We start from the raw sequence: 23,677 nt of genomic DNA, 5'->3' as shown, positions 1-23,677 counted from the left end.
CCCTTACTCTGCCGCAGCCTGGAAATTGTTGCGGGCCAATGCGGAGCACTCGGCCATCACAGCTGAGGCGCGCGCAATCGGGTTCGTCAAATAAAAGTCTTTTACCGGCGAGGCAAACGCCGACTTGGTGAGTGATCCGGTTTTACCAGCCAGCGCCTCGATATCCGTGGCCTTGCCGGCAACGATCTCATCTGTTTCCGCCAGATGCGGATGCGCGACATAAAGCTGGCCGCGCAGTGTTGACAGCGAATCGAACGGCAGCTTTTTGCCGAGAACATCGGACAACGCGCGCAGGATCGCCCAGTCTTCGCGGGCTTCGCCCGGTGCGAAACCGGCGCGGTTGCCCACCTGAACACGGCCTTCGGTGTTGACCCAGATACCGGATTTTTCGGTATAGGCCGCACCCGGAAGGATGACGTCGGCGTTCATCGCACCCTGATCGCCGTGGCTGCCGATATAGACGGTGAACTTGGCGCCCTTGTTGGACAGGTCGAGTTCATCGGCGCCGAGCAGGAACAGGACGTCCATGGACGTCACCATCTCGGCGGCGGCAACAGCGCCCTCGCCCGGCACGAAGCCGATATCGAGACCGCCGACGCGGGCAGCGGCAGTGTGCAGCACCGAGAATCCATTCCACTCTTCGGTGACAGCGCCAACCGAAACGGCAAGTTTTGCAGCAGCCGCGAGAACGGCAGCACCATCGGCACGTGCCAGAGCGCCCTGACCGATGATGATCAGCGGGTTCTTGGCGGATTTCAGCTTGTCGATGAAGCTGTGCGAGCCATTGGCGAGATCGGAAAGCGTTTCCGCGCCCGAGCCGAGATATTCGTAATTGTAGCGCAGCTCACCGGCCTCACCGATCACACCGATCGGGAAACCGCCGCGACGCCAGCGCTTGCGGATGCGGGCGTTGAGCACGGCCGCTTCGAAGCGCGGGTTGGAACCAACGATCAGCAGAGCGTCGGCCTGTTCGATGCCTTCAATAGTGGAATTGAAGATATAGCTGGCGCGACCCAAAGACGGATCAAGCGCTGCGCCATCCTGACGGCAATCGACATTGGCCGAGCCGAGCGAAGCAAGCAGCGACTTCAGCGCGAACATCTCTTCGACGGAGGACAGATCGCCGGCGATTGCGCCAATTTTCGAACCCGACGTTGCGGCAACAGCCTGCTTGATTGCGCCAAATGCTTCGCCCCAGGTGGCGGGCTGCAGCCTGCCATCCTTGCGGACGTAAGGCCGGTCGAGGCGCTGCGTCTTCAGGCCGTCCCAGATGAAACGGCTCTTGTCGGAAATCCACTCTTCGTTGATCGCTTCGTTGACGCGCGGCATGACGCGCATGACTTCGCGGCCACGGGTATCGACGCGGATGGCCGAACCCAGCGCATCCATCACGTCGATGGTTTCGGTCTTGTTCAGTTCCCACGGACGGGCGGTGAAGGCGAAAGGCTTGGAGGTGAGCGCACCAACCGGGCAAAGGTCAACGACGTTGCCCTGAAGCTCAGACGTCATGGCCTGTTCGAGATAGGTGGTGATCTCGGCATCCTCGCCGCGGCCGATCAGGCCAAGTTCGGCAATGCCGGCAACTTCCGTGGTGAAACGGACGCAGCGCGTGCAGTGAATGCAGCGGTTCATGACCGTCTTGACGAGCGGGCCGATATATTTGTCTTCAACCGCGCGCTTGTTTTCCGCGTAACGCGAACCGGCGATACCGAAGGCCATGGCCTGGTCCTGCAGGTCGCATTCGCCGCCCTGGTCGCAGATCGGGCAATCGAGCGGGTGGTTGATGAGCAGGAACTCCATCACACCTTCGCGGGCCTTCTTGACCATCGGTGTGTTGGTGAAAACCTCAGGCAATTCGCCATTCGGGCCGCCGCGAACATCGCGCACGCCCATGGCGCAGGAGGCGGCCGGCTTCGGTGGTCCGCCCTTCACCTCGATGAGACACATGCGGCAGTTACCCGCGACCGACAAGCGCTCATGAAAACAAAAGCGCGGAACTTCGGCACCAGCCTCCTCGCACGCCTGCAACAGCGTGAAATGATCCGGAACCTCGATCTCTTTACCGTCAACCTTGAGCTTTGCCATGGTTCTACTTACGTCCTGTTGCCTGTTCGTCCCATGTCTCACACGGTCCGCAACAAATCCTTAATCACGCCCGGCATCCGAAGTTTCGCCAGGCGCTTCATGGTGTTGCGGGGCCGGAAACTCCCGGCTCCGCTCGAAGCCTTCAATGCTTATTCAGCGGCTTCCAGAACAGCGCCATCATCCATGGCCCTGTAGGTATATTGGTCGATGCGCTTTTCGATTTCCGGACGGAAATTGCGGATCAGCGCCTGTACCGGCCATGCGGCGGCGTCGCCGAGCGCACAGATGGTGTGGCCCTCGATCTGCTTGGTCACCTCGAACAGCATGTCGATTTCACGCTTCTGGGCGTTACCCTTGACCATGCGTTCCAGCACGCGCCACATCCAGCCGGTGCCTTCACGGCACGGCGTGCACTGGCCACAGCTTTCGTGCTTGAAGAACGCCGCGATGCGCGCAATCGCCTTGATGACGTCAGTGGACTTGTCCATGACGATCATGCCGCCGGTGCCGAAGGAAGACTTCACTTCGCGCATGCCGTCAAAGTCCATGATGGCGTCCTTCATGTCCTCACCGCGAACGATGGGGCAGGAAGCGCCGCCGGGGATGACGCCGAGCAGATTGTCCCAGCCGCCGCGAATGCCACCGCAATGGTGCTCGATCAGCTCGCGGAAGGACAGGCCCAGCGCATCTTCGAAGGTGCATGGACGCTCGACATGGCCGGACACCATGAACAGCTTCGTGCCGACATTGTTCGGACGGCCGATGGACGAGAACCAGGATGCACCGCGGCGCAGGATGGTCGGCGCAACAGCGATCGATTCAACGTTGTTGACCGTCGTCGGGCAGCCGTAAAGACCCATATTGGCCGGGAACGGCGGTTTCAGACGTGGCTGGCCCTTCTTGCCCTCGAGGCTTTCGAGCAGAGCCGTCTCTTCGCCACAGATATAGGCACCCGCGCCATGATGGACGTAGATGTCGTAGTCCCAGCCGTTCTTGTTGTTCTTGCCGAGCAGGCCGGCATCGTAACATTCGTCGATAGCTGCCTGCAGCGCTTCACGTTCGCGCATATATTCGCCGCGCACATAAATGTAAGCGGTGTGCGCGCCCATGGCGAAACCGGCGATCACGCAGCCTTCGATCAGCGTATGCGGATCGTTGCGCAGGATTTCGCGGTCCTTGCAGGTGCCGGGTTCGGATTCGTCGGCGTTGACGACGAGGTAATGCGGACGGCCGTCATTTTCCTTCGGCATGAAGGACCATTTGAGACCCGTCGGGAAGCCAGCGCCGCCGCGACCGCGAAGGCCGGAAGCCTTCATCTCGTTGATGATCCAGTCACGGCCCTTTTCGATGATCTGCTTGGTACCGTCCCAGTGGCCGCGCGCCATCACGCCCTTCAGGGACTTGTCCTTGAGGCCGTAGAGATTGGTAAAGATGCGATCCTGATCTTTTAACATGCTTCACCCTTTACCGCGGCTTCTTGCCGAAGACCCTGATATACTCGGCTTCACCACCCTTGGCGAGCGCCTCGGCCTGTTTGACCCAGTCATCACGGCCGATACGGCCCTTGAAATTCAGATATCCATCCACCCAGTCGCATTCAGCCTGTTTCCAGGCGGCGATCTGCGCATAGGTGAAGATGCCGAGATCGTGCAGCGTGCCTTCGATTTTCGGACCGACGCCGGAAATCAGCTTCAGGTCATCCGGGGTCGCCGGCTTGTCGATGCCGGCGGGACGATCAGCGGACTCGAGCGACGGCTTCGATGCAACCGCTTCCTTTCCGGCCGATTCTTTTTCCCCGGCCTTTGCGTTTTCCGCAGCAGCCTTCGGTTCCGTGACCGGCGTTTTCAGCTTCGGATCGGTTTCCGGCGCGTCGGTCTTCGGCTTGGCGGCATTAGACGGGGGAACGGGTGCCGCCTCTGCCGGCGGTTCAGCCGGCTTGTCGAGATTGGAACGATCGGGCTTGATCTCTTCCGTCAGCGTCGTCAGGCCGCCGACCGGGACCGACTCGTGACGGTCGATCTGCGGGCCGGTCTTGACCGTGTCGCCCTTGCCGGCCTCGAATGTGTCGATGATCTCTTCCAAACGCTCGGGCGTCAGGTCCTCATAGGCATCCTTGAAGATGATGACCATCGGCGCGTTGACGCAGGCGCCCTGACATTCCACCTCTTCCCAGGACAGCGTGCCGCTGTCGTTGGTATGCAGCGGATCGTGGTGGATCTTCTTGCGGCAGACATCCATCAGCGCTTCGGAACCGCGCAGCATGCAGGGCGTGGTGCCGCAAACCTGAACGTGGGCACGCGTGCCAACCGGCTTCAGCTGGAACTGGGTATAGAAGGTCGCCACCTCAAGAACACGGATATAGGCCATATCCAGCATGTCTGCGACTTTTTCGATGGCGGCGCGGGTAACCCAGCCGTCCTGCTCCTGCGCACGCATGAGCAGCGGGATAACCGCCGATTGCTGGCGTCCCGCAGGATATTTCTGGATCGTCTTTTCCGCCCATGCGGTATTATCCGCATTGAAGGCAAATGCCACGGGCTGGAACTGATCTTCGGCTAGTCGACGAACGGACATACTTCCTCACGCCTTTTCAGTTTAACGTCTCACAACGCGATCTCGCCACCGTGACGAATTCGCAGGCGTAAGCCGCCTTGTCTTTTTGCATGAACACGATGAACTTGCTGCCATTGGGAACCGAGGCCTTGATCTCGTATCCCGAAGACAGAAGCTGCTTGATGGTCGAAGAGCCGCCGCCCGACAGCGATACACCGCCCTCGTCCGTCGCCGTCTGGGCGAGAACGGGGGTGGACATCGCAGCAAGAAAAGCCGGTATGGCCAGCGGCAGACGCATCAGCGGTCGACCTCCCCGAACACGATGTCGAGAGAGCCGAGCACGGCTGTAACGTCGGCAAGCTGATGGCCCTTGCACAGGAAATCCATCGCCTGCAGGTGTGCATAACCCGGCGCGCGGATCTTGCAGCGGTAGGGCTTGTTGGAACCGTCGGCAACCACGTAAACGCCGAACTCGCCCTTCGGCGCTTCGACGGCGGCGTAAACTTCGCCGGCCGGAACGTGGTAACCTTCGGTGTAGAGCTTGAAGTGATGGATCAGAGCTTCCATCGAACGCTTCATTTCGCCACGCTTGGGCGGAACAACCTTGCCGTCAAGCGAAGAGACCGGGCCGATGCGGTGTTTGCCGGACAGACGATCGACGCACTGCTTCATGATCTTTACCGATTCGCGCATTTCCTGCATGCGGATCAGGTAACGGTCATAGCAGTCGCCGTTCTTGCCAACGGGAATGTCGAATTCCAGATCGGAGTAACATTCATAGGGCTGCGAACGGCGCAAATCCCAGGCAGCGCCCGAACCGCGCACCATCACGCCCGTGAAGCCCCAGGCAAACGCATCTTCCAGCGACACGACGCCGATATCGACGTTACGCTGCTTGTAGATGCGGTTGTCAGTCAACAGGCCTTCGATATTGTCGAGGACGGTGAGGAACGGATCGCACCACTTGCCGATATCGTCCACCAGTTCCGGCGGCAGATCCTGATGCACGCCGCCCGGACGCACATAGGCCGAGTGCATGCGGGCGCCACAGGCGCGCTCGTAAAACACCATCAGCTTTTCGCGCTCTTCGAAACCCCAGACCGGCGGCGTCATAGCGCCGACGTCCATGGCCTGTGTCGTCACGTTCATGATGTGCGACAGGATGCGGCCGATTTCCGAATAGAGAACGCGGATCAACTGGCCACGCATCGGGATTTCGAGGCCCAGCAGCTTTTCGACGGCAAGCGCGAAAGCATGTTCCTGGTTCATCGGCGCGACGTAATCGAGGCGGTCGAAATAGGGAACAGCCTGCAGATAGGTCTTGGTCTCGATCAGCTTTTCGGTGCCGCGATGCAGAAGACCGATATGCGGATCGACGCGCTCGACGATTTCGCCGTCCAGTTCCAGAACCAGACGCAGCACGCCGTGCGCGGAGGGATGTTCCGGACCGAAGTTGATCGTGAAATTGCGGACGTTATGCTCAGTCATTCTAGTGCTCCGCCGAGGTGATCATGGCGATGAATTCGGGGCCGGTCATGTTCTGCGTGGTCTCAGCGAACGAATAGCTCGAAGGCTTTTCATCCGTGAAAATCTGCTGCGCGAAGGTGAAGCTGGACGGCTTGTCGAACGCCTGCAGCGAAACGGCAAAATGTTTGCCATCCTTGGAGCGCCACATCAGCGTGCTGCCGCAGTCCTTGCAGAAGCAACGCTCACCCCACTCCGACGAAGAATAGACGCCGAGGCTTTGCTCGTTTTCAAAGGCGATATCAGTGCATTCGACAGCCATGAACGCACCACCAGACCAGCGGCGGCACATGGAGCAATGGCAGACGCCGAATTCGCGGGCACCGAGCGTGGCTGTGAAGCCAACGGCGCCGCAAAGACATTGTCCATGCTCTGTCGCGGGGGCTTCGCTCATTGCTTGGCCTTTTCGTCACCCGGGAGAACATATTCCGTTCCTTCCCACGGGGAAAGGAAATCGAAATTGCGGAATTCCTGCTTCAATTCGACCGGTTCATAAAGAACCCGCTTCAGCACGTCATCGTAACGCACTTCCACAAAGCCGGTAACCGGAAAATCCTTGCGCAGCGGGTGGCCTTCGAAGCCGTAATCCGTGAGGATGCGGCGCAGGTCCTTATGGCCTTCGAAAGGAATGCCATACATATCCCAGGCTTCGCGCTCGAACCATTCAGCGCCCATGTAAACGGGTGTCGAAGAAGGCACGCCTTCGTCTTCCGCGACCTGCAGCTTGATGCGCACGCGCAGGTTCTGGCGTGGCGACAGCAGATGGTAGACGACATCGAAACGCTTCTCGCGCTGCGGCCAGTCTACGCCGCAAATATCGATGATGTTGACGAAGCCGCACTGCACGTCGTCGCGCAGGAAGGTCAAAAGCGCGATCACGTTTTCAGGCGTGGTATTCAGCGTCAGCTCGCCATAGGCAATATCGGCCGATACCACGAGAGAACCACGCGCTTCCTTGACGTAAGCAGCAAGATCATTGAGAGCTTCGCTCATTCCGAAATCCGTCCTTTGCCCTTAGCGCTCGATCGTACCGGTACGACGAATTTTCTTTTGCAGCAGAAGCACGCCGTAAAGCAGCGCCTCCGCCGTGGGGGGACAGCCCGGAACGTAGATATCCACCGGCACAACGCGGTCACAGCCACGCACCACGGCGTAGGAATAATGGTAATAACCGCCGCCATTGGCGCAGGAGCCCATGGAGATGACGTAACGCGGCTCAGGCATCTGGTCATAGACCTTGCGCAGAGCGGGCGCCATCTTGTTGGTCAGCGTGCCGGCAACGATCATGACGTCCGACTGGCGCGGTGAGGCGCGCGGGGCGACACCGAAGCGCTCCATATCATAACGCGGTCCGGAAGCCTGCATCAGGCCTTCAACGGCGCAGCAGGCGAGACCGAACTGCATCCACATCAGCGAGCCGGTGCGCGCCCAGGTGATCAGCTCGTCGGTCGAGGTGACGAGAAAGCCCTTGTCGGCCAGCTCGTCATTGATTTCCGTGAAGTAGGCGTCGTTGCTGCCAACCGGCTTGCCGGTTGCGGGATCGATGATCCCCTTCGGCTGCGGCGCAACGAGCGTGCTGTTGTTCTGGCTCATGCCCATTCCAGCGCTCCCTTCTTCCACTCATAGATAAAGCCGATGGTGAGGACCGCGAGGAACACCATCATCGACCAGAAACCGAACCAACCCATCTCGCCGAAAGACACCGCCCAGGGAAACAGGAAGGCGACTTCCAGATCGAAGATGATGAAGAGGATCGATACAAGATAAAAACGGATATCGAACTTCATGCGGGCGTCGTCGAAGGCATTGAAACCGCACTCGAAAGCGGAGAGCTTTTCGGGGTCCGGTGCCTTATAGGCGACAGCGAAAGGCGCAATGAGAAGCGCCAGGCCGATGACGAGAGCGATACCGATGAAAATTGCGATCGGAATGTAGGAACTGAGGAGTTCAGTCATGGTCTCTTCCTTGCCCGGCCGGGTGCCGGACCTGCCTTTGTGACCGGAGTCTCAAAGAGCGGACAAATATGTTGCAACGCCAAAGTGGTTAGCGCAGCCGCGCCCTCTCTGCAAGAGTTTAGGCACCATTTCAAGACACCTGCCGCATTGATTGGCAACAATATTGCCGGAATTGACGCAAATTTGGGCCACAATTCCGGCCTAAGCCCCTCAAATACAATAATAATCGATTGAAGGACGCAACCGCAAAAAAGTCACACGAATTTTAAGTCGGAATGGTGGTGAAGTGACGGTTTCTGGGAATCGAAACTTGACTGTAAAATGCAGGAAAAAACGCGCATATTAAGGCTGGAATCAGCCACCAGAAACACCGACACCAAAGTGGGCGCTCGAGGCGTCTGCTTCGTTTTTTGGAGACATTTCATGAGAGAGAAATGGCGCGAGTGACGGGGCTCGAACCCGCGACCTCCGGCGTGACAGGCCGGCACTCTAACCGACTGAGCTACACCCGCGCTCCACAGACATTCGTCTGCGTATTTTCCGAGGAACAGGATGGCGCGAGTGACGGGGCTCGAACCCGCGACCTCCGGCGTGACAGGCCGGCACTCTAACCAACTGAGCTACACCCGCTTATCCTGACGACAGGAGCTTGTCCCGCCGTACGAACCAGCCTCGGCTGTTCGTTGAGCGGCTAACTACGGCGTTCGTGCGGGGGTGTCAAGCAGGTTTCACGACAAAAGAATAAGCTTCTTCATTTTGATCGGGAAAAACCGGAAGACCTTTAAACACGATTGCTGCAAAGCCCCTGTTTTCCGGGCTTTTCCCAACGAAAACAAAAAACTTGTCCACAGCCGCAGGCCTCCAGCGCAGGTTTTCTCCAAAGCCGTAAGGGCGTCGCCGAGATCTGATTTTGCCAAAAAGCCCGCAGTTCCCGGCTTTTTGCCCCTCGCCTTTCGCGACGGGAAAAGTTGTCCGGAAAAAAAACAAAAAAAACTTCACAAAAGCTCTTGCGGTTTTTTTCCGATCCGCATACATCACGGCCACCGACGCGGCGGACATGATCCGGAAGACGCGAAGGGCGATTAGCTCAGTTGGTAGAGCGCCTCGTTTACACCGAGGATGTCGGGAGTTCGAGTCTCTCATCGCCCACCATTCCCAAGCCCATCAAATTCTTATACTTGAAACCGAATATCGTTCGGAAGCGATTTCTATTTCCCGTAAATTCTTCGCGGGGGAATCGCCCGCTGCCCCACTCATCAACCAAGGTCGGGGCTGTGTTTTAGACGGGTGGAATCGTTTCGCGATTATTCCTATGCCAAATCGGCACTCCTGTTTCAGATTCCGACAGCTTCTCCCAGTCCCTGTATCATCCCGCAACATACCGAAAAATAAGCAGATTCAGACTTTTTAAACAGATTTCAGGCATTGTTTTCGAGCCGTTTCATGATGAGCGGTAGAAATAATGGATGAAACCATGATCGACGCGTTTGTGACACTCGCGCTTATTGCGCTGCCTGTTTATATTTTTTTCCGCTGGGTTCAGCAGGACTCGGAAAAAGACAATACTCCCAAAAGCAAAAACTCCATGGGGCGATAGCTGAAACGGCTTACGTCGAGCGCCTGATATTGTACGCACGTCGATAGCTTCCGTCCCTTTTCATTTCAGGAGGCAGGCCGGGTACTCTTATACGAACAGCACGCTGCAAGGGTTCAAATAGTTGCAGCGTGCGCCAGTGCCCGGCGACGGAATCGCCCACTTTTTAATAAAAATCCGTTATAAATATAGTAAATTTAATAAAAACTGATTTTATTAAATTCACAAACAAATACGGATTTCTAAATGAATAATATATACAAAAGAATAAATATAGTAATTCATCTAATAATCATATTAATACTAACAGCAATTACCCAAATCGGTGGACTAGCATACATCTTATCTATTACACTGATATTCTTACTGAGAATTCGTACTTTCTTGGTAACATTTTTTGTCTTTATGCTTTTCTACAGCGTCGTGTCTTTTGTATCAAGCATGATAGCGCCCCTCTTCGGGCGGTTTCCACTTTCCTGTTTCGCCAGCTCCAACGACCGCCTTGTTGTTGCTTCACCCATATATTGCGCTTTGAACCGCAATTATACGACGCCGCAGACACGCAAGCTGGCGATCGCATTAGCTGAGGACATTGACCGCGAATATCCAGGGACCTTGACTATCGCTCTGGATGCAAATTTTCCTTTTGTAGATGGGTTCCCGCTTCTCCCGCATCTTTCCCACGATGATGGTAAAAAACTCGACCTCGCTTTTTACTATAGAGACGCTGGCGGCAAGTTTTTGAATGGCAAAACACGCTCCCCTGTCGGCTACTTCGCATTCGAACAACCAGCGGCAAGTGACGAACAGCCATGTAAGGGCCGGAACGACTGGTTGACGACACGATGGGATTTTGACGCGATACAACCAGTTTTTCCCAAATATGAGTTGGAAGAACGGCGAACCACTTCCGCCCTGCGTTGGTTAACGACCGAGGGAGTGAACGGTTTTGGATTGGAGAAGGTCTTCCTGGAACCTCACATCAGGAACAAACTTGGCGTCGCCGACACACATCTACGTTTTCAGGGGTGCCGCGCGGCACGCCACGATGATCACATTCATATTCAAGTGCGCTAGTGGTTGCAGCGCAGAGCAATCCGCATACTGCAGTCGCTCCGGCCTCATTGGCAATATCGCATCTTACAATCTTTGCTTTCTTCTTCTCACAAAAAAGCCGGGCATTGCCCGGCTTTTCTCATTTGTTACGCCATTCAGCACGATCAGTTGATCGCCTTCAGATTGACGGTGAAGAACAGCGTCTCGCCGGAAGAATCGTCCACACCGTCATTGTCGGTCACGGCGTAGGCAGTTCCCGCCTTGTCGAACGTGAAGCCCTCCAGCTTGTCGACGACGTAACCGTTCGTCTGCGCCTTGAGATCGGGCAGGAAGTCATGCGCTTCCTGCTTGGCCACCAGCGGCAGCTCGCCACCGATCTTGCCCGGCTTCAGGTCGGCGATCGCGACGCGGTAGAGCTTCTTGATCTTGGCCTTGTCGCCGATCTGGTTGTCGCGTTCGACGATATAGACATTATCGCCCTGCGCGGTGATTTCAGAAAGGCCGACCCAGCCGGCCTCGGTCTTGTCGAGCGGGTAGCGCACGGCGCCCCACTCCTTGGACTTCGGATTATAGGAGACGAGCTTCACGAAGCCCTTCTCATCCGTGCCCCATTCGCGCTGCACGGCCATCCACAGCGTGGCATCATCGCCCTTGCCGACCATGGTCACGCCTTCGAAACCGAAGCGGGTATCACCGGCAAGCAGTTCCTTAGGCAGCGCGATCTCGGCCTTGATTTCACCCTTGGCGTTGACGTTGTAAAGCGCGTGCGGGACGAGCTTGGCGCTGTCGCCTTCCGAGGCGAGCCAGAAGCCGCCCTTGCCGTCGAGCGTAATGCCTTCGATATCGAGCTTCTGGGCCGCGATGCCGTCACGCCTCACCCGCAGGACGCTGGTGATGGCGGCGGGCTTCTTGGTGGCGTCGATGGTATAGATCGACGGCTGGTTGCCATAGACCGAGTCGGACACGGCGTAGAGAATGCCTGGCTTTTCGGCATCGCCAACCAGACCCGAAAGAGCACCCCAGCCGATCGGCGCACCATCGACGGTGGCGGAGACGAGCTGCGGATAGGCCGCCTGGCCTTCGGCACGTTCATAGAGCATGACATGCGAGCGAGCACCGCCACCCTCGGCCAGATCGGCCTCGTTGGCCGTGACGAGAAGGTTGCGCGAGGGAATGGCAACTGCACCTTCCGGCGAAATGCCCGAAGGCAGAAGCTGCGTCAGCTGCGGCTCCGCGCCGGTATCCTTGTAAACGGCAACGACCGAGGCGCGCTCGGCAAGAACGAAGAAGTACTTCTGGCCATCGAAGGTTGCTGCCTCCAGACCTTCAGGCTCGATGCCCTTGGCCTTGGAGCGCTTTTCCGGATAGTGGCCGATAGCCGCAACCGCTTGCTCGAGCGAAGCACCGGCTTCATAAAGAAGCTTGCCGGTCTTGTCGAAAATGGTGAAGCCGCGCGAACCGCCTTGCCAGTCTCCCTCATTGGCGATGACGATACGGTCATTATCCAGCCACTTCACGGCATCCGGCTCGCGCTTGCGGCCTTCCTGCTTGTCGGTGAACTTCAGCTGGCCATCGGTCTTGGTGTCGATGCCTTCCAGATTGACGGTGCCGGCGGAGAAATGCGTCTTCACCGTGCTGGTCTTGCCGTCGATGATGACGATATGGTTGTTCTCCTGCATCGTGAGAGCGATCTCGCCATTGGCATTGATCGAGACGAATTCCGGCTCCGGATCCTCAGGGGAAATTTCAGAAAGACCGGTGACGTCGATCTTCTTTAGCGTCGCGCAATCGGCCGCGCCGTCTTTCAGGCCAACCGTTACCAGATAACCGGCCGGCATCTGCGGCAGCGCGCCTTCATTCACTTCTTCATCACGTTCATTTTCGATCGCGATGGCGACAAAGGTCTTGTCTGGAGAAACGGCAACGGAATCGGGCTGGCCGCCGAGATCACAGCTCGCTTCGATCTTCTTGGTGGCGATATCGACCGTTACCAGCTTACCCGAGGGCTTGGCACGGTTTTCCGACGTGTTGACGCCGGCCAGAACCTTCGCACCGGCAACGGCAACCGAGGTCGGCTCGCCCTGCAGCAGCAATGCGCCGCCGGCCTTCGGGGCTTTTGCGTCGGTGATGTCGATGAAACCGATGCCGCCAAGCGGGCTGTCCGAATAGATCAGCGTCTTGCCATCTTCACTGGCGGTGACAATTTCAGCCGAGGTGACGGACTTGGCGTCCTGGTCCGCAGGCAGGTTCTTCGCTACCGGGAAAGACGCGATGCGGTTGAAAACCGGTTCGGCAGCGGCCGGAAAGGCAGCGGATGTGAGCAATGCCGCGGTCAAAGCCACATGAGAAAATCGGAACGCCATTTTAATCCCCCTTGGATCCAGAAACACCCCATGGCTTCTGCGTCAAAGACATGACAGTGGCATGACATTTCATGGCGGGGAATCAAAAAGCCCGGCCATGGAGGCCGGGCTTTCGTGTTTATGCGCACATTCCGCTTTTCGAAACGCCGTGTGTCCGAATGGAAGCTACACAGGCGCCTCGAGACTTTCAATCCACACCATACGGGGTGAAACCGGGCCGCCCGAAAGAGCTTTCGAAGGCCACCTCACACCTGATAATGGCATGAGCGCGTCAAAACATGTTTCCTCGTGAGCCTGAAAAAGCCGCATGCCCGCCGCCGGACATCGCAACTTTCCGGAAACCTTACGAGTTGACGGCGTCCTTCAGGCCCTTGCCTGCGGAGAACTTCGGCACGTTGCGAGCCGGGATATCGACTTCAGCACCCGTGGAAGGGTTACGGCCCTTGGAGGCTTCACGACGGCTTACGGAGAAGCTGCCGAAGCCGGCGAGACGGATGTCGCCACCGTTCTTCAGTTCGCCCTGTACGGTTTCGAATACGGCATCAACAGCGGAAGCAGCATCTGCCTTCGTGAGACCAGCCTTTTCGGCAACAGCAGAGACGAGCTCGTTCTTGTTCATGTTTCCACCCCTTTCAATGGTTTGAAACGACTAAAATTAAGCCGGCGCAGAATACATTCGCATCCGCGCACAGCAACTCAAAAGCGCTGGAATCGCCTGAAAAACAAGGGGTCTGAGATTTTTTTCACAAAAAAGGCCGACATTTCTGCCGGCCTTCCACATATTCGTGCCAATTTGGCATCAGTTGCGCGGAGCTGAGCGCCGCGCACGCGCTCTGACACCTAACGCATTGATTCTATGCACTGCCCATCGCGAAAGGCGATTCTCGCCCCCGCGACGATGCGCACCATCAATGCGCGATCGTCTGGTTGCCGTCGTCGACACCTTCGACCGTTGCAATAACAGGCGTCTCGATGCTGCCATCCCACTCGATGGGTTCCGGCTGGCGAATAAGGGCGTGCTTGATAACCTCGCCCATGCGCGACACCGGAATGATTTCCATCTCGTTCTTCACATTGTCCGGAATCTCCGCCAGATCCTTGGCATTTTCTTCCGGAATCAGCACCTTCTTGATGCCGCCGCGCAGAGCCGCAAGCAGCTTTTCCTTCAGGCCGCCGATCGGCAGCACGCGACCACGAAGTGTGATCTCGCCCGTCATCGCCACATCCTTCGAGACCGGAATACCGGTCATGATGGAGACGATGGCGGTTGCCATGGCAACACCGGCGGACGGACCGTCCTTCGGGGTTGCCCCTTCTGGAACGTGGACGTGGATGTCGCTCTTGTCGAAGCGCGGCGGTTCGATGCCGAAGTCCACGGCGCGCGAACGGACATAGGATGCCGCCGCGGAAATGGATTCCTTCATCACTTCCTTGAGGTTGCCGGTGACCGTCATGCGGCCCTTGCCCGGCATCATCACGCCTTCGATGGTGAGCAGCTCACCGCCGACTTCCGTCCACGCCAGACCGGTGACGACACCAACCTGATCCTCGCGTTCGGCCTCGCCGTGTCGGAACCGCGGAATGCCCAGATAATCCTCGATGTTTGCAGCGGTGACCGCAACCGACGTGGATTTACCCTTGATGATCTCGGTCACCGCCTTGCGGGCAAGCTTCATCAGTTCGCGTTCAAAATTACGAACACCGGCTTCACGGGTGTACTGCTGGCTGATGGCCATCAGGGCATCGTCGCTGACCGAGAACTCTTCCGGACGCAGGGCATGTTCCTTGATCGCCTTTGGCAACAGATGACGCTTGGCGATTTCGCGCTTTTCGTCTTCGGTGTAGCCGGCGATGCGGATCACTTCCATACGGTCCATCAGGGGACCCGGAATGTTCAGCGTGTTGGCCGTGGTCACGAACATCACGTCGGACAGGTCGTACTCCACTTCAAGGTAGTGGTCCATGAAGGTGGAGTTCTGTTCCGGATCGAGAACCTCCAGAAGCGCAGATGACGGGTCGCCACGGAAATCCATGCCCATCTTGTCGATTTCATCGAGCAGGAAGAGCGGGTTCGCCTTCTTGGCCTTCTTCATCGACTGGACAATCTTGCCCGGCATGGAGCCGATATAGGTGCGACGGTGACCACGGATTTCCGCTTCGTCACGCACGCCACCGAGCGCCATACGCACATATTCGCGGCCGGTCGCCTTGGCGATCGACTTGGCGAGCGAGGTCTTGCCGACGCCGGGAGGACCAACGAGGCACAGGATAGGTCCGCGAATCTTGGTAGCGCGCGCCTGGACCGCCAGATACTCGACGATTCGTTCCTTGACCTTGTCCAGACCGAAGTGATCCTGATCGAGGATCGTCTCGGCGGCATTGAGATCGGTCTTGATCTTCGACTTCTTGCCCCAGGGCAGGCCAAGCAACCAGTCCAGATAGTTGCGCACGACGGTCGCTTCGGCGGACATCGGGCTCATCTGGCGCAGTTTCTTCATTTCCGCGTCGGCCTTTTCCTTGGCCTCCTTGGAAAGCTTGGTCTTGGCGATGCGCTCTTCCAGTTCGGCCATCTCGTCACGGCCGTCTTCGCCGTCGCCGAGTTCCTTCTGGATCGCCTTCATCTGCTCGTTCAGGTAATATTCGCGCTGGGTCTTCTCCATCTGGCGCTTGACGCGCGAGCGGATGCGCTTTTCGACCTGAAGCACGGAAATTTCGCCTTCCATGAAGCCGAGCGCCTTTTCAAGCCGCTGCTTCACGCTGACGGTTTCAAGCATTTCCTGCTTTTCGGTGATCTTGATCGACAGGTGCGAAGCAACCGTATCGGCAAGCTTCGAATAATCGTCGATCTGACCGGCAGCGCCGACAACCTCGGGCGAAATCTTCTTGTTGAGCTTCACATAGCTCTCGAATTCCGAAACGACCGAACGCGACAGCGCCTCGATCTCGACCGGATCTTCAGCGGGTTCCTGCAGCGGTGTAGCGGAGGCTTCGTAGAAATCCTCGCGGCCGGTATAGCTGTCGATCTGGGCGCGGCCCTTGCCTTCCACCAGCACCTTCACGGTGCCATCAGGAAGCTTCAGAAGCTGCAGCACATTGGCGACCGTGCCAACCTTGTGGATGGCCTCGGGAGCCGGATCGTCATCGCTGGCGTTGATCTGGGTGACAAGCATGATCTGCTTGTCCGAGCCCATGACTTCCTCGAGCGCACGAATGGATTTTTCCCGCCCGACGAACAGGGGAACGATCATATGCGGGAAAACGACAATGTCGCGCAGGGGAAGTACCGGATAGGTACCGCCAGATGCCGCAGACGTGATGTTCGTCATATCATTTCCTTTCCTGGTCCCTTTCGGGACACTTTGCCGGACATCTTGGGGGCATCCGGCACATTCATTTCTCGAGACTGAAAGTGGAGTTTCGAAACACCGATTTCAAGTCGCCGGAAGAGACGGTCCCGCCCACCGGCAGAACCGTGAAATTCAACAAAACCCAGCGCCGGCTATACTCCCGACATTTCCGGTTATCCTTGAAGGCCAGGAACCGGGTCGCCGACGGTAATTCACATTTCCGTCATATCGCGCTGCAAATCAGTTGTAAGACTTTATCAGCAAAGCGCAATCCGCTCCAAACGCAAAATCGGATAACGCCAAGTTAGGCGCAAGTTTCGCAACCGGACATAATAAAAAAGGCCCGCACGGATGCGGGCCTTCGAAATTCGTCAACGCGGCGGATCAGCCGATCAGGCCGAAACGTTGGCCTTTTCTTCCTGACGATCCGCATAGATGTAGAGCGGACGAGCGACGCCGCTGACGACATCGTTGGAGATCACCACTTCGCGTACGCCTTCCAGCGTCGGCAGTTCGAACATGGTATCCAGAAGGATCTTTTCCATGATCGAGCGCAGACCGCGGGCACCCGTCTTGCGGGTGATCGCCCGGCGGGCAATCTCGCGCAGCGCGTCCTCGTGGAATGTCAGCTCCACATCTTCCATCTCGAACAGGCGCTGATACTGCTTGACCAGCGCATTCTTCGGCTCAGACAGAATCTGGATCAGCGCATCTTCATCAAGGTCTTCCAGCGTCGCGAGAACGGGCAGACGGCCGATGAATTCCGGAATAAGACCGAACTTCACCAAATCTTCCGGCTCCAGCTCGCGCAGCACCTCGCCCACACGACGGTCGTCTTCCGCCTTGACGGTCGCACCGAAGCCGATCGAGGTCTTTTCACCACGGGCCGAGATGATCTTGTCGAGGCCGGCAAACGCGCCGCCGCAGATGAACAGAATGTTGGTCGTATCCACCTGCAGGAATTCCTGCTGCGGATGCTTGCGACCGCCCTGCGGCGGAACGGAAGCGACCGTACCTTCCATGATCTTCAGAAGCGCCTGCTGAACGCCCTCGCCCGACACGTCACGCGTGATGGACGGGTTGTCCGACTTGCGGGAAATCTTGTCGACTTCGTCGATATAGACGATGCCGCGCTGGGCGCGCTCGACATTGTAATCCGCAGCCTGCAACAGCTTCAGGATGATGTTTTCCACGTCCTCGCCGACATAACCGGCTTCGGTCAGCGTCGTTGCGTCTGCCATGGTGAAGGGAACGTCGATGATGCGGGCGAGCGTCTGGGCAAGATAAGTCTTGCCGCAACCCGTCGGACCCACGAGCATGATGTTCGACTTCGCAAGCTCGACATCGCCGTTCTTGGAGGCGTGCGCGAGGCGCTTGTAATGGTTGTGAACGGCCACCGACAGGATTTTCTTCGCCTGCTTCTGACCGATGACATATTCGTCGAGGATCTTGATGATGTCCTGCGGGGTGGGAACACCCTCACGCGACTTCACCATCGACGTCTTGTTCTCCTCGCGGATGATGTCCATGCACAATTCGACGCATTCATCGCAGATGAATACCGTCGGTCCGGCAATGAGTTTCCGGACTTCGTGCTGGCTCTTGCCGCAGAATGAACAATAGAGTGTATTCTTAGAGTCGCCGCCGTTGCTGCCGCTGACTTTGCTCATATCACTTTCCTTCCAGCACGCCGCAGGTCCGCCAAACGGATCGCGGTCAACTTACCGCCCGCCGATACGGCTCGCCTTGGGGTGCATCGCCGTATCCGCCTCGTTTCCCGGGGTACTAACCGGTATCAGATACATGAGCTGACCACCGGCTGCAACGAATTCCCCATCAAACAAGGCTACGTCATAAAAACTCAACATAGCCTTTATATATACTAATATCGCTTTCTGTTGCGGTTGAAAGCCCCGAAATTACTTTTGCGGGGTCAAACAAACGTCAGAGAGCGGCGCGCCTCAATTCGCGGCGGCGCCTTCCATTTCCTGGCGCGAGGTCAGGATCTTGTCGATCACGCCCCAGTCCTTCGCCTCGTCTGCATCCATGAAATGGTCGCGATCAAGGGTTTTTTCAACCTCTTCGAGCGTGCGGCCGGTGTGCTTCACGTAGACTTCATTGAGGCGACGCTTCATCTTGATGATGTCACGAGCGTGACGTTCGATATCCGAAGCCTGCCCCTGGAAACCGCCGGAAGGCTGGTGCACCATGATGCGGGCGTTCGGGGTGGCGAAACGCATGCCCTTTTCACCGGCGGCCAGAAGCAGCGAACCCATCGATGCGGCCTGACCGACGCACAGCGTCGAAACCGCGGGGCGGATGAACTGCATCGTATCGTAGATCGCCATGCCGGCGGTCACGACGCCACCCGGCGAATTGATGTAAAGCGCGATTTCCTTCTTCGGGTTTTCAGCCTCGAGGAAAAGCAGCTGCGCGCAGACGAGCGAGGCCATCTGGTCTTCCACCGGTCCGGTGAGGAAAATGATGCGTTCCTTGAGAAGACGGGAAAATATGTCGTAGGAGCGTTCGCCGCGATTGGTCTGCTCAACGACCATCGGCACCAGAGCCATGGCGGTATCAACTGGATTTTTCATGTCCGTCCTTTGTCAACTCTGCCCTTCGCGGATAACCGCTCCGGAATCACTTCTAACCTTCATTCTCCCTACATAGAGTGTCCCTGCCCCGCACTTCAAGACACGAAGCCGCATATCCTTAACGGCTCAACAGCGTTTGCAGGCCGTCGAGCCCGGCGTGGCAAGGGTTTTGAACCGGACGAGGCCTGCCGAGGCCCTTTCACCTGCCGCCACCATTTTTTTACTATGCCGGGCAACGACGGCAAAAATTGCCTGCCATGCACAGATATAACTTCTCACCGGCAAGAACTCGTTAGGTATTTGCTGCTGATATTGCCCGGCGAATTTCCGGTTCCCGTCAGGGAATGGGCCCTTCCGGGCGAAATGGCAGCTCAACAATTCCAGCGGGCATAACGCACCTCGTGCGAAAGGTCCCGCTTTTACCGCATGATGGCGCAGATAGGATTTTGCAATGCTGGATGCAAAGACGAGCACGCTACTGTGGGCGGCGGAGACGTTCACCCTTGCCGTGCTTTTGGGAACGCTGTGGCTGCACCGCCCTTCGCGCCGGCATAATCTCTATTTCGCAGCCGGTTTCCTCGCCACAGGATTCGGTACCGTCATGGTGGCGCTTCGCGGGGATATTTCGAGTTTTCTGTCCATTCAGGTCGGCAATACGCTTGCACTTTCCGCCTTCGGTTTCTGGCTCGCGGGCCTGCTATCTCTGGAGCAGCGCAAACTCGGCGGCTGGATCGCCATTCCGGCGCTATTGTGGATCGCCGGAATGTTCGTGCCATCAGTGCCTGAAGACATGGTCGCTCGCATCCTCCTTTATCATGCCAGCGCGGCCACGGGATATTTCATGCTCGCCGGCGTGCTTCTGGGCAGCAGGGCACGTGCTTCACGCAGCCGAAAGGTGCTGGCCACGATCCTGATCCTGCAGGCCTTTGCCGGAGCGATCGTCGCCTCCATCGTCATCCCGGCCAATGCCGCGATTCCCAACGCCATCCCCATGACCTCGGCGCTCTCCATTTCCGGCATGCTCGGCTTCACCGCCATCATCATGATCAGCGCCAAGATCATCATGGAAGACACGGAAATCCGCCTTCACCGGCTCGCTATGACCGATCATCTGACCGGTGTCCTCAACCGGCGCGGTCTGCTGGAGGAGTTCGACCGCATCAAGAAGCGCTCGCACGGCTCCGACCGCTACGTGGCGCTGGTTCTCTTCGACATCGACCATTTCAAGAAGATCAATGACAGATACGGACATCAGTCCGGCGATGCCGTGCTTGTGCATTTCTGCAATATCGCACAACGCGTGATCGGCGAGCGCGGCCTTTTCGTCCGGATGGGCGGCGAGGAATTTGCGCTGGTGGCCGAAGTCGAGAGCCCGTCCAGCACCGTCACACTTGCGGAGGCCATCCGTAGCAATCTGCGCCTCTCGAAGATCACCGCACGCAACGAAGCCATCAAGGTGACGACCAGCGTCGGCATTTCCGAAGCAATGATCAAGGACGCCGACCTGAGCGTGATGATGACCGAGGCCGACCGCGCACTTTATGCCGCCAAGAAAGCGGGGCGCAACCGGACCGTCATCCATGTGAATTCGGCCAATGTCGTCGTGCCCGCCCCGGACCGGGACGAAAACCCGATGGACAACAATGCAGACCGGCAGGTCGCGGCGCTGAACCGGATATCCGCCATCGCCAGCCGGTGAGGATGTCACCGTACAGCGACAGATGACGGCGAACGCACTGGCCATTTCCCGCCCTTTTCAAAGCACCACACGCGGACTAAACCATCAGCATGACAGCGACATTTCCCTTTCTCAAAATCGACCCCGCCACCCGCCGCGTTTCCCTTGATGCCCGAGATCCGGCCTTCTACAACGATCCGAACCCGGTTTATGCCGCCCTGCACGCGCAATGTCCCACCTTCTACTGGGAAGAGCAGCGGCAATGGTTTTTCACCTCCTATGACCATGTCAGCACCCTGCTGCGCGATCGCCGGTTCGGGCGGCAGATATTGCATGTCGCAAGTCGTGAAGAGATCGGCTTGCCGGAGCCGCTTGAGCATGTGAAGCATTTCGACCTGGCCGAGCAGCATTCGCTCCTGGAGCTGGAGCCGCCGGAGCACACGCGGCTGCGCACGCTGATCAACCGCGCGTTCGTTTCGCGGCATGTCGACAAGATGAAGCCGGAAATCGAGGAACTCGCCAACCGCCTGATCGAGGCCTTTGAAGCGAATGGCGAGACGGAGCTGCTCTCCTCGTATGCCGACATCATTCCGGTGACGATGATCGCCCGCATGATCGGCATTCCCGAAGAGATGGGGCCACAGCTTTTGAAGTGGTCGCATGCCTATGTCGGCATGTACATGTTCAAGCGCACGCCCGAAGACGAGCTTCTGGCCGACAAGGCCGCGCAGGAATTTTCAGATTATGTGCGCAGCGTCATCGCCGAGCGGCGTGCGGAGCCCAAGGACGATCTGCTGAGCCACATGATCCATACGGAGCACAAGGGCCAATACCTGACAGACGACGAGCTGGTCTCCACCACCATCGTGTTGTTGAATGCCGGTCATGAGGCGACGGTGCACCAGATCGGTAATTCCGTGCGCATCATTCTGGAAAGCGGCCTCGACCCCGAGACCCTGTTCCATGACGAGACCGCCACGGAACGCACGGTCGAGGAAACGCTTCGCATCTGCGCGCCGGTCCACATCTTCCAGCGCTGGGTTCTCGAACCGGTCGAGATCGACGGCGTGCAGTTCAAGCGTGGCGATAAAGTCAGTCTCATCCTGGCCGCTGCCAACCTCGATCCGGCGAAATTTTCCGATCCTCTGGCCTTCCAGCCGGATCGGAACGAGGGCGCCAACGTCTCCTTCGGCGCCGGCATCCATTTCTGCATCGGCGCGCCGCTTGCAAGACTGGAGCTTAATCTCGCCCTGCCCCTGCTTTTCAAACGTCTGCCGGGCCTGAAGATTGCCGAGCCGCCCAAGGTGAAGGACGTCTATCATTTCCATGGTCTGGAGCGGCTCGATCTGGCGTGGTAGATCGGGGTAACGAAGCTTCGCCTTTAGATCTGCGCCAGCCCACCATCGACGGAAAGTTCCACACCGGTAATATAGCTGGCCTTGGAAGACGCCAGAAACAGCACCGCCTCGGCAATTTCGTCGGGGTCGGCCATCCGGCCGATCGGTGCCGCATCCTTCAGATAGGCCTTGAAACCGGCGATCTTTTCATCGTCCATCTTCAGTCCATTTTCCATGATCGGCGTGCGGGTAACACCCGGGCTGACCGTATTGACGCGGATGCCACGCCCCTTCAGGTCATTGGCAAAGCTGCGGGCGAATGACCGAACCGCCGCTTTCGAGGCATTGTAAGCACTCAGCCTTTCCATGCCCTTGTTGCCGACGATCGACCCCGTCAATACGATCGAACCGCCGTCGCGCAGCACGGGCAACAAAGTCTGCACCGTGTAGAATACGCCCTTCACGTTGATATCGAAGATCCGGTCGTAAAGTGCCTCGTGGGTCTCGCCAAGATCGTTATTCTCCGCGATGCCGGCGTTGGCGACCAGTACATCCACTTTCCGCCCGTCTGCTTCTAAGCGGCTCTTGAGCTGCTCCAGGTCGGAGAGCTTCGCAACGTCGGAAACGAAGCCGATTGCCCCCTTCCCAAGTTTGGCGACAGCGGCATCGAGATTGGCCGAATTGCGGCCCGTCACATAGACCGTAGACGCCCCACCTTCCAGAAACAATTTGGCGACTGAAAAGCCGATGCCGGTCGATCCGCCCGTGACGACGACCACTTGCCCGCTGAATATTCCAGACATTAAAAACTCCATAAAATATCTAAATTTCCGAATAACCGTAATTCGGTATTTCGGTTTTATTGAAATATTGAAGCGTGTCAATCCATATGCTAGAGCCGAGCCATGGTTCAGTTTTTTCATCCCGCTCGCGAGGACATATCGCTCACGGCCGTGCTGGCTGCCCTCGGCGAGCCGGCACGAATGGGCATCATCCGCAAATTATGGGGGTCCGAGTCCGGGCAAAATTGCGGCGCGGCAGCGCCCTGTCAGGATATGCCGCGCTCAACCCTCTCCAGCCATATGCGAATTCTGCGTGAGGCCGGATTGATCCGCACCCACAAACAGGGCGTCGAAAATATCAGCGTCGTCCGTCTCGAGGATATGGAAGCCCGCTTTCCCGGGCTCCTTCCATCAATTCTCAAATTCGATGGGCAATAGCAGCTTCAAACAGTCATCCCGCCTCAAAGCCGGATGACGTAATCCTTCCGCGTGGTTTCCAAAACTTCCCAGGTGCCGGTGAAGCCCGGGCGCAGGACCACCCTGTCACCCGGCCTCAGATCGCGCGGTGCGCCGCCGTCTTCGGTCAGGATGGAATGGCCTTCGAGAATGCTGAAATATTCCCATTCATCATAGACCACCCGCCATTTTCCAGGCGTGGACTGCCAGATGCCGGCATAGATACCACCGGAAGCCTCTTCGAGATTCCATGTCGTGAATCTGGGATCACCGGAAATCAGTCTTTCCGGCGCGGGTGCGCCGTGCTCCACTGCGGTGACATCATCAAAAGACAGAAAATTCGTCATGGTATC

Annotated in this window: 21 protein-coding genes and 3 tRNA genes; 5 read left to right on the top strand and 19 right to left on the bottom strand. The window is 57.7% G+C overall.

The window, feature by feature from the left end; genetic code table 11:
- Nucleotides 1-3: 3 nt before the first annotated feature.
- The 12 genes from nuoG to GSF67_RS04855 all read right to left on the bottom strand — a co-directional run bounded on the left by nuoG (nt 4) and on the right by GSF67_RS04855 (nt 9,176).
- A complete protein-coding gene (nuoG, locus tag GSF67_RS04910; protein WP_006312707.1) occupies nt 4-2,085 on the bottom strand; it encodes an NADH-quinone oxidoreductase subunit NuoG in 2,082 nt (693 codons plus the stop codon).
- Nucleotides 2,086-2,234: 149 nt separating this feature from the next.
- On the bottom strand, nt 2,235-3,539 hold the full coding sequence (gene nuoF, locus GSF67_RS04905) for an NADH-quinone oxidoreductase subunit NuoF (protein WP_006312708.1): 1,305 nt from the start codon (nt 3,537-3,539) through the stop codon (nt 2,235-2,237).
- A gap of 10 nt (nt 3,540-3,549) precedes the next feature.
- Nucleotides 3,550-4,659 carry an NADH-quinone oxidoreductase subunit E gene (locus tag GSF67_RS04900; RefSeq protein WP_006312709.1) on the bottom strand — a complete coding sequence of 370 codons (1,110 nt, stop codon included), beginning with the start codon at nt 4,657-4,659 and terminating at the stop codon, nt 3,550-3,552.
- A gap of 16 nt (nt 4,660-4,675) precedes the next feature.
- Entirely contained in the window at nt 4,676-4,936 is a 261-nt protein-coding gene (locus GSF67_RS04895) for a hypothetical protein (RefSeq protein WP_006312710.1), read from the bottom strand.
- A complete protein-coding gene (locus GSF67_RS04890) occupies nt 4,936-6,126 on the bottom strand; it encodes an NADH-quinone oxidoreductase subunit D (protein WP_006312711.1) in 1,191 nt (396 codons plus the stop codon). The genes GSF67_RS04895 and GSF67_RS04890 overlap by 1 nt, the downstream gene beginning before the upstream one ends.
- Nucleotide 6,127: 1 nt before the next feature.
- On the bottom strand, nt 6,128-6,556 hold the full coding sequence (locus tag GSF67_RS04885; protein ID WP_176072007.1) for a GFA family protein: 429 nt from the start codon (nt 6,554-6,556) through the stop codon (nt 6,128-6,130).
- Nucleotides 6,553-7,155: an NADH-quinone oxidoreductase subunit C gene (locus tag GSF67_RS04880; RefSeq protein WP_006312713.1), complete on the bottom strand. Its 603-nt coding sequence runs from the start codon at nt 7,153-7,155 to the stop codon at nt 6,553-6,555. The genes GSF67_RS04885 and GSF67_RS04880 overlap by 4 nt, the downstream gene beginning before the upstream one ends.
- A 21-nt stretch (nt 7,156-7,176) precedes the next feature.
- Nucleotides 7,177-7,761, bottom strand: coding sequence for an NADH-quinone oxidoreductase subunit B family protein (locus GSF67_RS04875; RefSeq protein WP_003512655.1), 585 nt, complete (start codon nt 7,759-7,761; stop codon nt 7,177-7,179).
- Nucleotides 7,752-8,117, bottom strand: coding sequence for an NADH-quinone oxidoreductase subunit A (locus GSF67_RS04870; protein WP_006312714.1), 366 nt, complete (start codon nt 8,115-8,117; stop codon nt 7,752-7,754). The genes GSF67_RS04875 and GSF67_RS04870 overlap by 10 nt, the downstream gene beginning before the upstream one ends.
- Nucleotides 8,118-8,552: 435 nt before the next feature.
- Nucleotides 8,553-8,629 (bottom strand) — tRNA-Asp (locus GSF67_RS04865).
- Nucleotides 8,630-8,670: 41 nt separating this feature from the next.
- Nucleotides 8,671-8,747, bottom strand: a tRNA-Asp gene (locus tag GSF67_RS04860).
- A gap of 87 nt (nt 8,748-8,834) precedes the next feature.
- Nucleotides 8,835-9,176: a hypothetical protein gene (locus tag GSF67_RS04855; protein ID WP_006312716.1), complete on the bottom strand. Its 342-nt coding sequence runs from the start codon at nt 9,174-9,176 to the stop codon at nt 8,835-8,837.
- A 17-nt stretch (nt 9,177-9,193) separates the two neighbouring features.
- On the opposite strand from GSF67_RS04855, the gene GSF67_RS04850 reads away from it, so the two are divergent.
- A tRNA-Val gene (locus GSF67_RS04850) sits at nt 9,194-9,269 on the top strand.
- Nucleotides 9,270-9,957: 688 nt separating this feature from the next.
- Entirely contained in the window at nt 9,958-10,788 is an 831-nt protein-coding gene (locus GSF67_RS04845) for a hypothetical protein (RefSeq protein WP_006312719.1), read from the top strand.
- Nucleotides 10,789-10,931: 143 nt separating this feature from the next.
- Here the strand turns inward: GSF67_RS04845 and GSF67_RS04840 are convergent, their stop codons facing one another.
- From GSF67_RS04840 to clpP, 5 genes are all read right to left on the bottom strand, one after another.
- Nucleotides 10,932-13,130 carry an esterase-like activity of phytase family protein gene (locus GSF67_RS04840; protein WP_006312720.1) on the bottom strand — a complete coding sequence of 733 codons (2,199 nt, stop codon included), beginning with the start codon at nt 13,128-13,130 and terminating at the stop codon, nt 10,932-10,934.
- Between the two features lie 343 nt (nt 13,131-13,473).
- Nucleotides 13,474-13,749: a DNA-binding protein HupB gene (gene hupB / locus GSF67_RS04835; protein WP_006312721.1), complete on the bottom strand. Its 276-nt coding sequence runs from the start codon at nt 13,747-13,749 to the stop codon at nt 13,474-13,476.
- Between the two features lie 289 nt (nt 13,750-14,038).
- Nucleotides 14,039-16,456, bottom strand: a complete 2,418-nt coding sequence (lon, locus tag GSF67_RS04830; protein WP_006312722.1) for an endopeptidase La — start codon at nt 16,454-16,456, stop codon at nt 14,039-14,041.
- A gap of 413 nt (nt 16,457-16,869) precedes the next feature.
- Nucleotides 16,870-18,147, bottom strand: coding sequence for an ATP-dependent Clp protease ATP-binding subunit ClpX (gene clpX, locus GSF67_RS04825; RefSeq protein WP_006312723.1), 1,278 nt, complete (start codon nt 18,145-18,147; stop codon nt 16,870-16,872).
- A gap of 291 nt (nt 18,148-18,438) precedes the next feature.
- A complete protein-coding gene (clpP, locus tag GSF67_RS04820; RefSeq protein ID WP_003496491.1) occupies nt 18,439-19,071 on the bottom strand; it encodes an ATP-dependent Clp endopeptidase proteolytic subunit ClpP in 633 nt (210 codons plus the stop codon).
- A 451-nt stretch (nt 19,072-19,522) separates the two neighbouring features.
- Here clpP and GSF67_RS04815 point away from each other — a divergent pair, with 451 nt between their 5' ends.
- Both GSF67_RS04815 and GSF67_RS04810 read left to right on the top strand, forming a co-directional pair.
- On the top strand, nt 19,523-20,770 hold the full coding sequence (locus tag GSF67_RS04815) for a diguanylate cyclase (protein WP_006312728.1): 1,248 nt from the start codon (nt 19,523-19,525) through the stop codon (nt 20,768-20,770).
- An 89-nt stretch (nt 20,771-20,859) separates the two neighbouring features.
- Nucleotides 20,860-22,107 carry a cytochrome P450 gene (locus GSF67_RS04810; protein ID WP_006312729.1) on the top strand — a complete coding sequence of 416 codons (1,248 nt, stop codon included), beginning with the start codon at nt 20,860-20,862 and terminating at the stop codon, nt 22,105-22,107.
- A gap of 23 nt (nt 22,108-22,130) precedes the next feature.
- On the opposite strand, the gene GSF67_RS04805 is transcribed toward GSF67_RS04810, so the two are convergent.
- Complete coding sequence (locus GSF67_RS04805) at nt 22,131-22,901, bottom strand: SDR family NAD(P)-dependent oxidoreductase (protein WP_006312730.1); 771 nt, start codon at nt 22,899-22,901, stop codon at nt 22,131-22,133.
- 90 nt (nt 22,902-22,991) lie between these two features.
- Here GSF67_RS04805 and GSF67_RS04800 point away from each other — a divergent pair, with 90 nt between their 5' ends.
- The gene (locus GSF67_RS04800) at nt 22,992-23,306 is read left to right on the top strand and encodes a transcriptional regulator (RefSeq protein WP_006312731.1); all 315 of its coding nucleotides are present in this window, start codon (nt 22,992-22,994) and stop codon (nt 23,304-23,306) included.
- 23 nt (nt 23,307-23,329) lie between these two features.
- Here GSF67_RS04800 and GSF67_RS04795 read toward each other — a convergent pair whose 3' ends face one another.
- Entirely contained in the window at nt 23,330-23,671 is a 342-nt protein-coding gene (locus tag GSF67_RS04795; RefSeq protein ID WP_006312732.1) for a cupin domain-containing protein, read from the bottom strand.
- Nucleotides 23,672-23,677: the final 6 nt, after the last annotated feature.

The organism is Agrobacterium sp. CGMCC 11546 (assembly GCF_013365515.1).
In the GTDB taxonomy this organism is placed as follows: Bacteria; Pseudomonadota; Alphaproteobacteria; order Rhizobiales; family Rhizobiaceae; genus Agrobacterium; species Agrobacterium fabrum.
This window is presented reverse-complemented; position numbering and strand designations above follow the sequence as displayed.

Excerpts from the sequence above, each read along its gene's own strand:
- GSF67_RS04890 (WP_006312711.1), bottom strand. The coding sequence starts at position 6,126 with ATGACTGAGCATAACGTCCGCAATTTCACGATCAACTTCGGTCCGGAA.
- GSF67_RS04875 (WP_003512655.1), bottom strand. The coding sequence starts at position 7,761 with ATGGGCATGAGCCAGAACAACAGCACGCTCGTTGCGCCGCAGCCGAAG.
- GSF67_RS04855 (WP_006312716.1), bottom strand. The coding sequence starts at position 9,176 with ATGTCCGCCGCGTCGGTGGCCGTGATGTATGCGGATCGGAAAAAAACC.
- GSF67_RS04795 (WP_006312732.1), bottom strand. The coding sequence starts at position 23,671 with ATGACGAATTTTCTGTCTTTTGATGATGTCACCGCAGTGGAGCACGGC.
- nuoF (WP_006312708.1), bottom strand. The coding sequence starts at position 3,539 with ATGTTAAAAGATCAGGATCGCATCTTTACCAATCTCTACGGCCTCAAG.
- GSF67_RS04870 (WP_006312714.1), bottom strand. The coding sequence starts at position 8,117 with ATGACTGAACTCCTCAGTTCCTACATTCCGATCGCAATTTTCATCGGT.
- GSF67_RS04880 (WP_006312713.1), bottom strand. The coding sequence starts at position 7,155 with ATGAGCGAAGCTCTCAATGATCTTGCTGCTTACGTCAAGGAAGCGCGT.
- GSF67_RS04885 (WP_176072007.1), bottom strand. The coding sequence starts at position 6,556 with ATGAGCGAAGCCCCCGCGACAGAGCATGGACAATGTCTTTGCGGCGCC.
- nuoG (WP_006312707.1), bottom strand. The coding sequence starts at position 2,085 with ATGGCAAAGCTCAAGGTTGACGGTAAAGAGATCGAGGTTCCGGATCAT.
- GSF67_RS04805 (WP_006312730.1), bottom strand. The coding sequence starts at position 22,901 with ATGGAGTTTTTAATGTCTGGAATATTCAGCGGGCAAGTGGTCGTCGTC.
- GSF67_RS04800 (WP_006312731.1), top strand. The coding sequence starts at position 22,992 with ATGGTTCAGTTTTTTCATCCCGCTCGCGAGGACATATCGCTCACGGCC.
- GSF67_RS04840 (WP_006312720.1), bottom strand. The coding sequence starts at position 13,130 with ATGGCGTTCCGATTTTCTCATGTGGCTTTGACCGCGGCATTGCTCACA.
- lon (WP_006312722.1), bottom strand. The coding sequence starts at position 16,456 with ATGACGAACATCACGTCTGCGGCATCTGGCGGTACCTATCCGGTACTT.
- clpX (WP_006312723.1), bottom strand. The coding sequence starts at position 18,147 with ATGAGCAAAGTCAGCGGCAGCAACGGCGGCGACTCTAAGAATACACTC.
- GSF67_RS04895 (WP_006312710.1), bottom strand. The coding sequence starts at position 4,936 with ATGCGTCTGCCGCTGGCCATACCGGCTTTTCTTGCTGCGATGTCCACC.
- GSF67_RS04810 (WP_006312729.1), top strand. The coding sequence starts at position 20,860 with ATGACAGCGACATTTCCCTTTCTCAAAATCGACCCCGCCACCCGCCGC.
- hupB (WP_006312721.1), bottom strand. The coding sequence starts at position 13,749 with ATGAACAAGAACGAGCTCGTCTCTGCTGTTGCCGAAAAGGCTGGTCTC.
- GSF67_RS04845 (WP_006312719.1), top strand. The coding sequence starts at position 9,958 with ATGAATAATATATACAAAAGAATAAATATAGTAATTCATCTAATAATC.
- GSF67_RS04900 (WP_006312709.1), bottom strand. The coding sequence starts at position 4,659 with ATGTCCGTTCGTCGACTAGCCGAAGATCAGTTCCAGCCCGTGGCATTT.
- clpP (WP_003496491.1), bottom strand. The coding sequence starts at position 19,071 with ATGAAAAATCCAGTTGATACCGCCATGGCTCTGGTGCCGATGGTCGTT.
- GSF67_RS04815 (WP_006312728.1), top strand. The coding sequence starts at position 19,523 with ATGCTGGATGCAAAGACGAGCACGCTACTGTGGGCGGCGGAGACGTTC.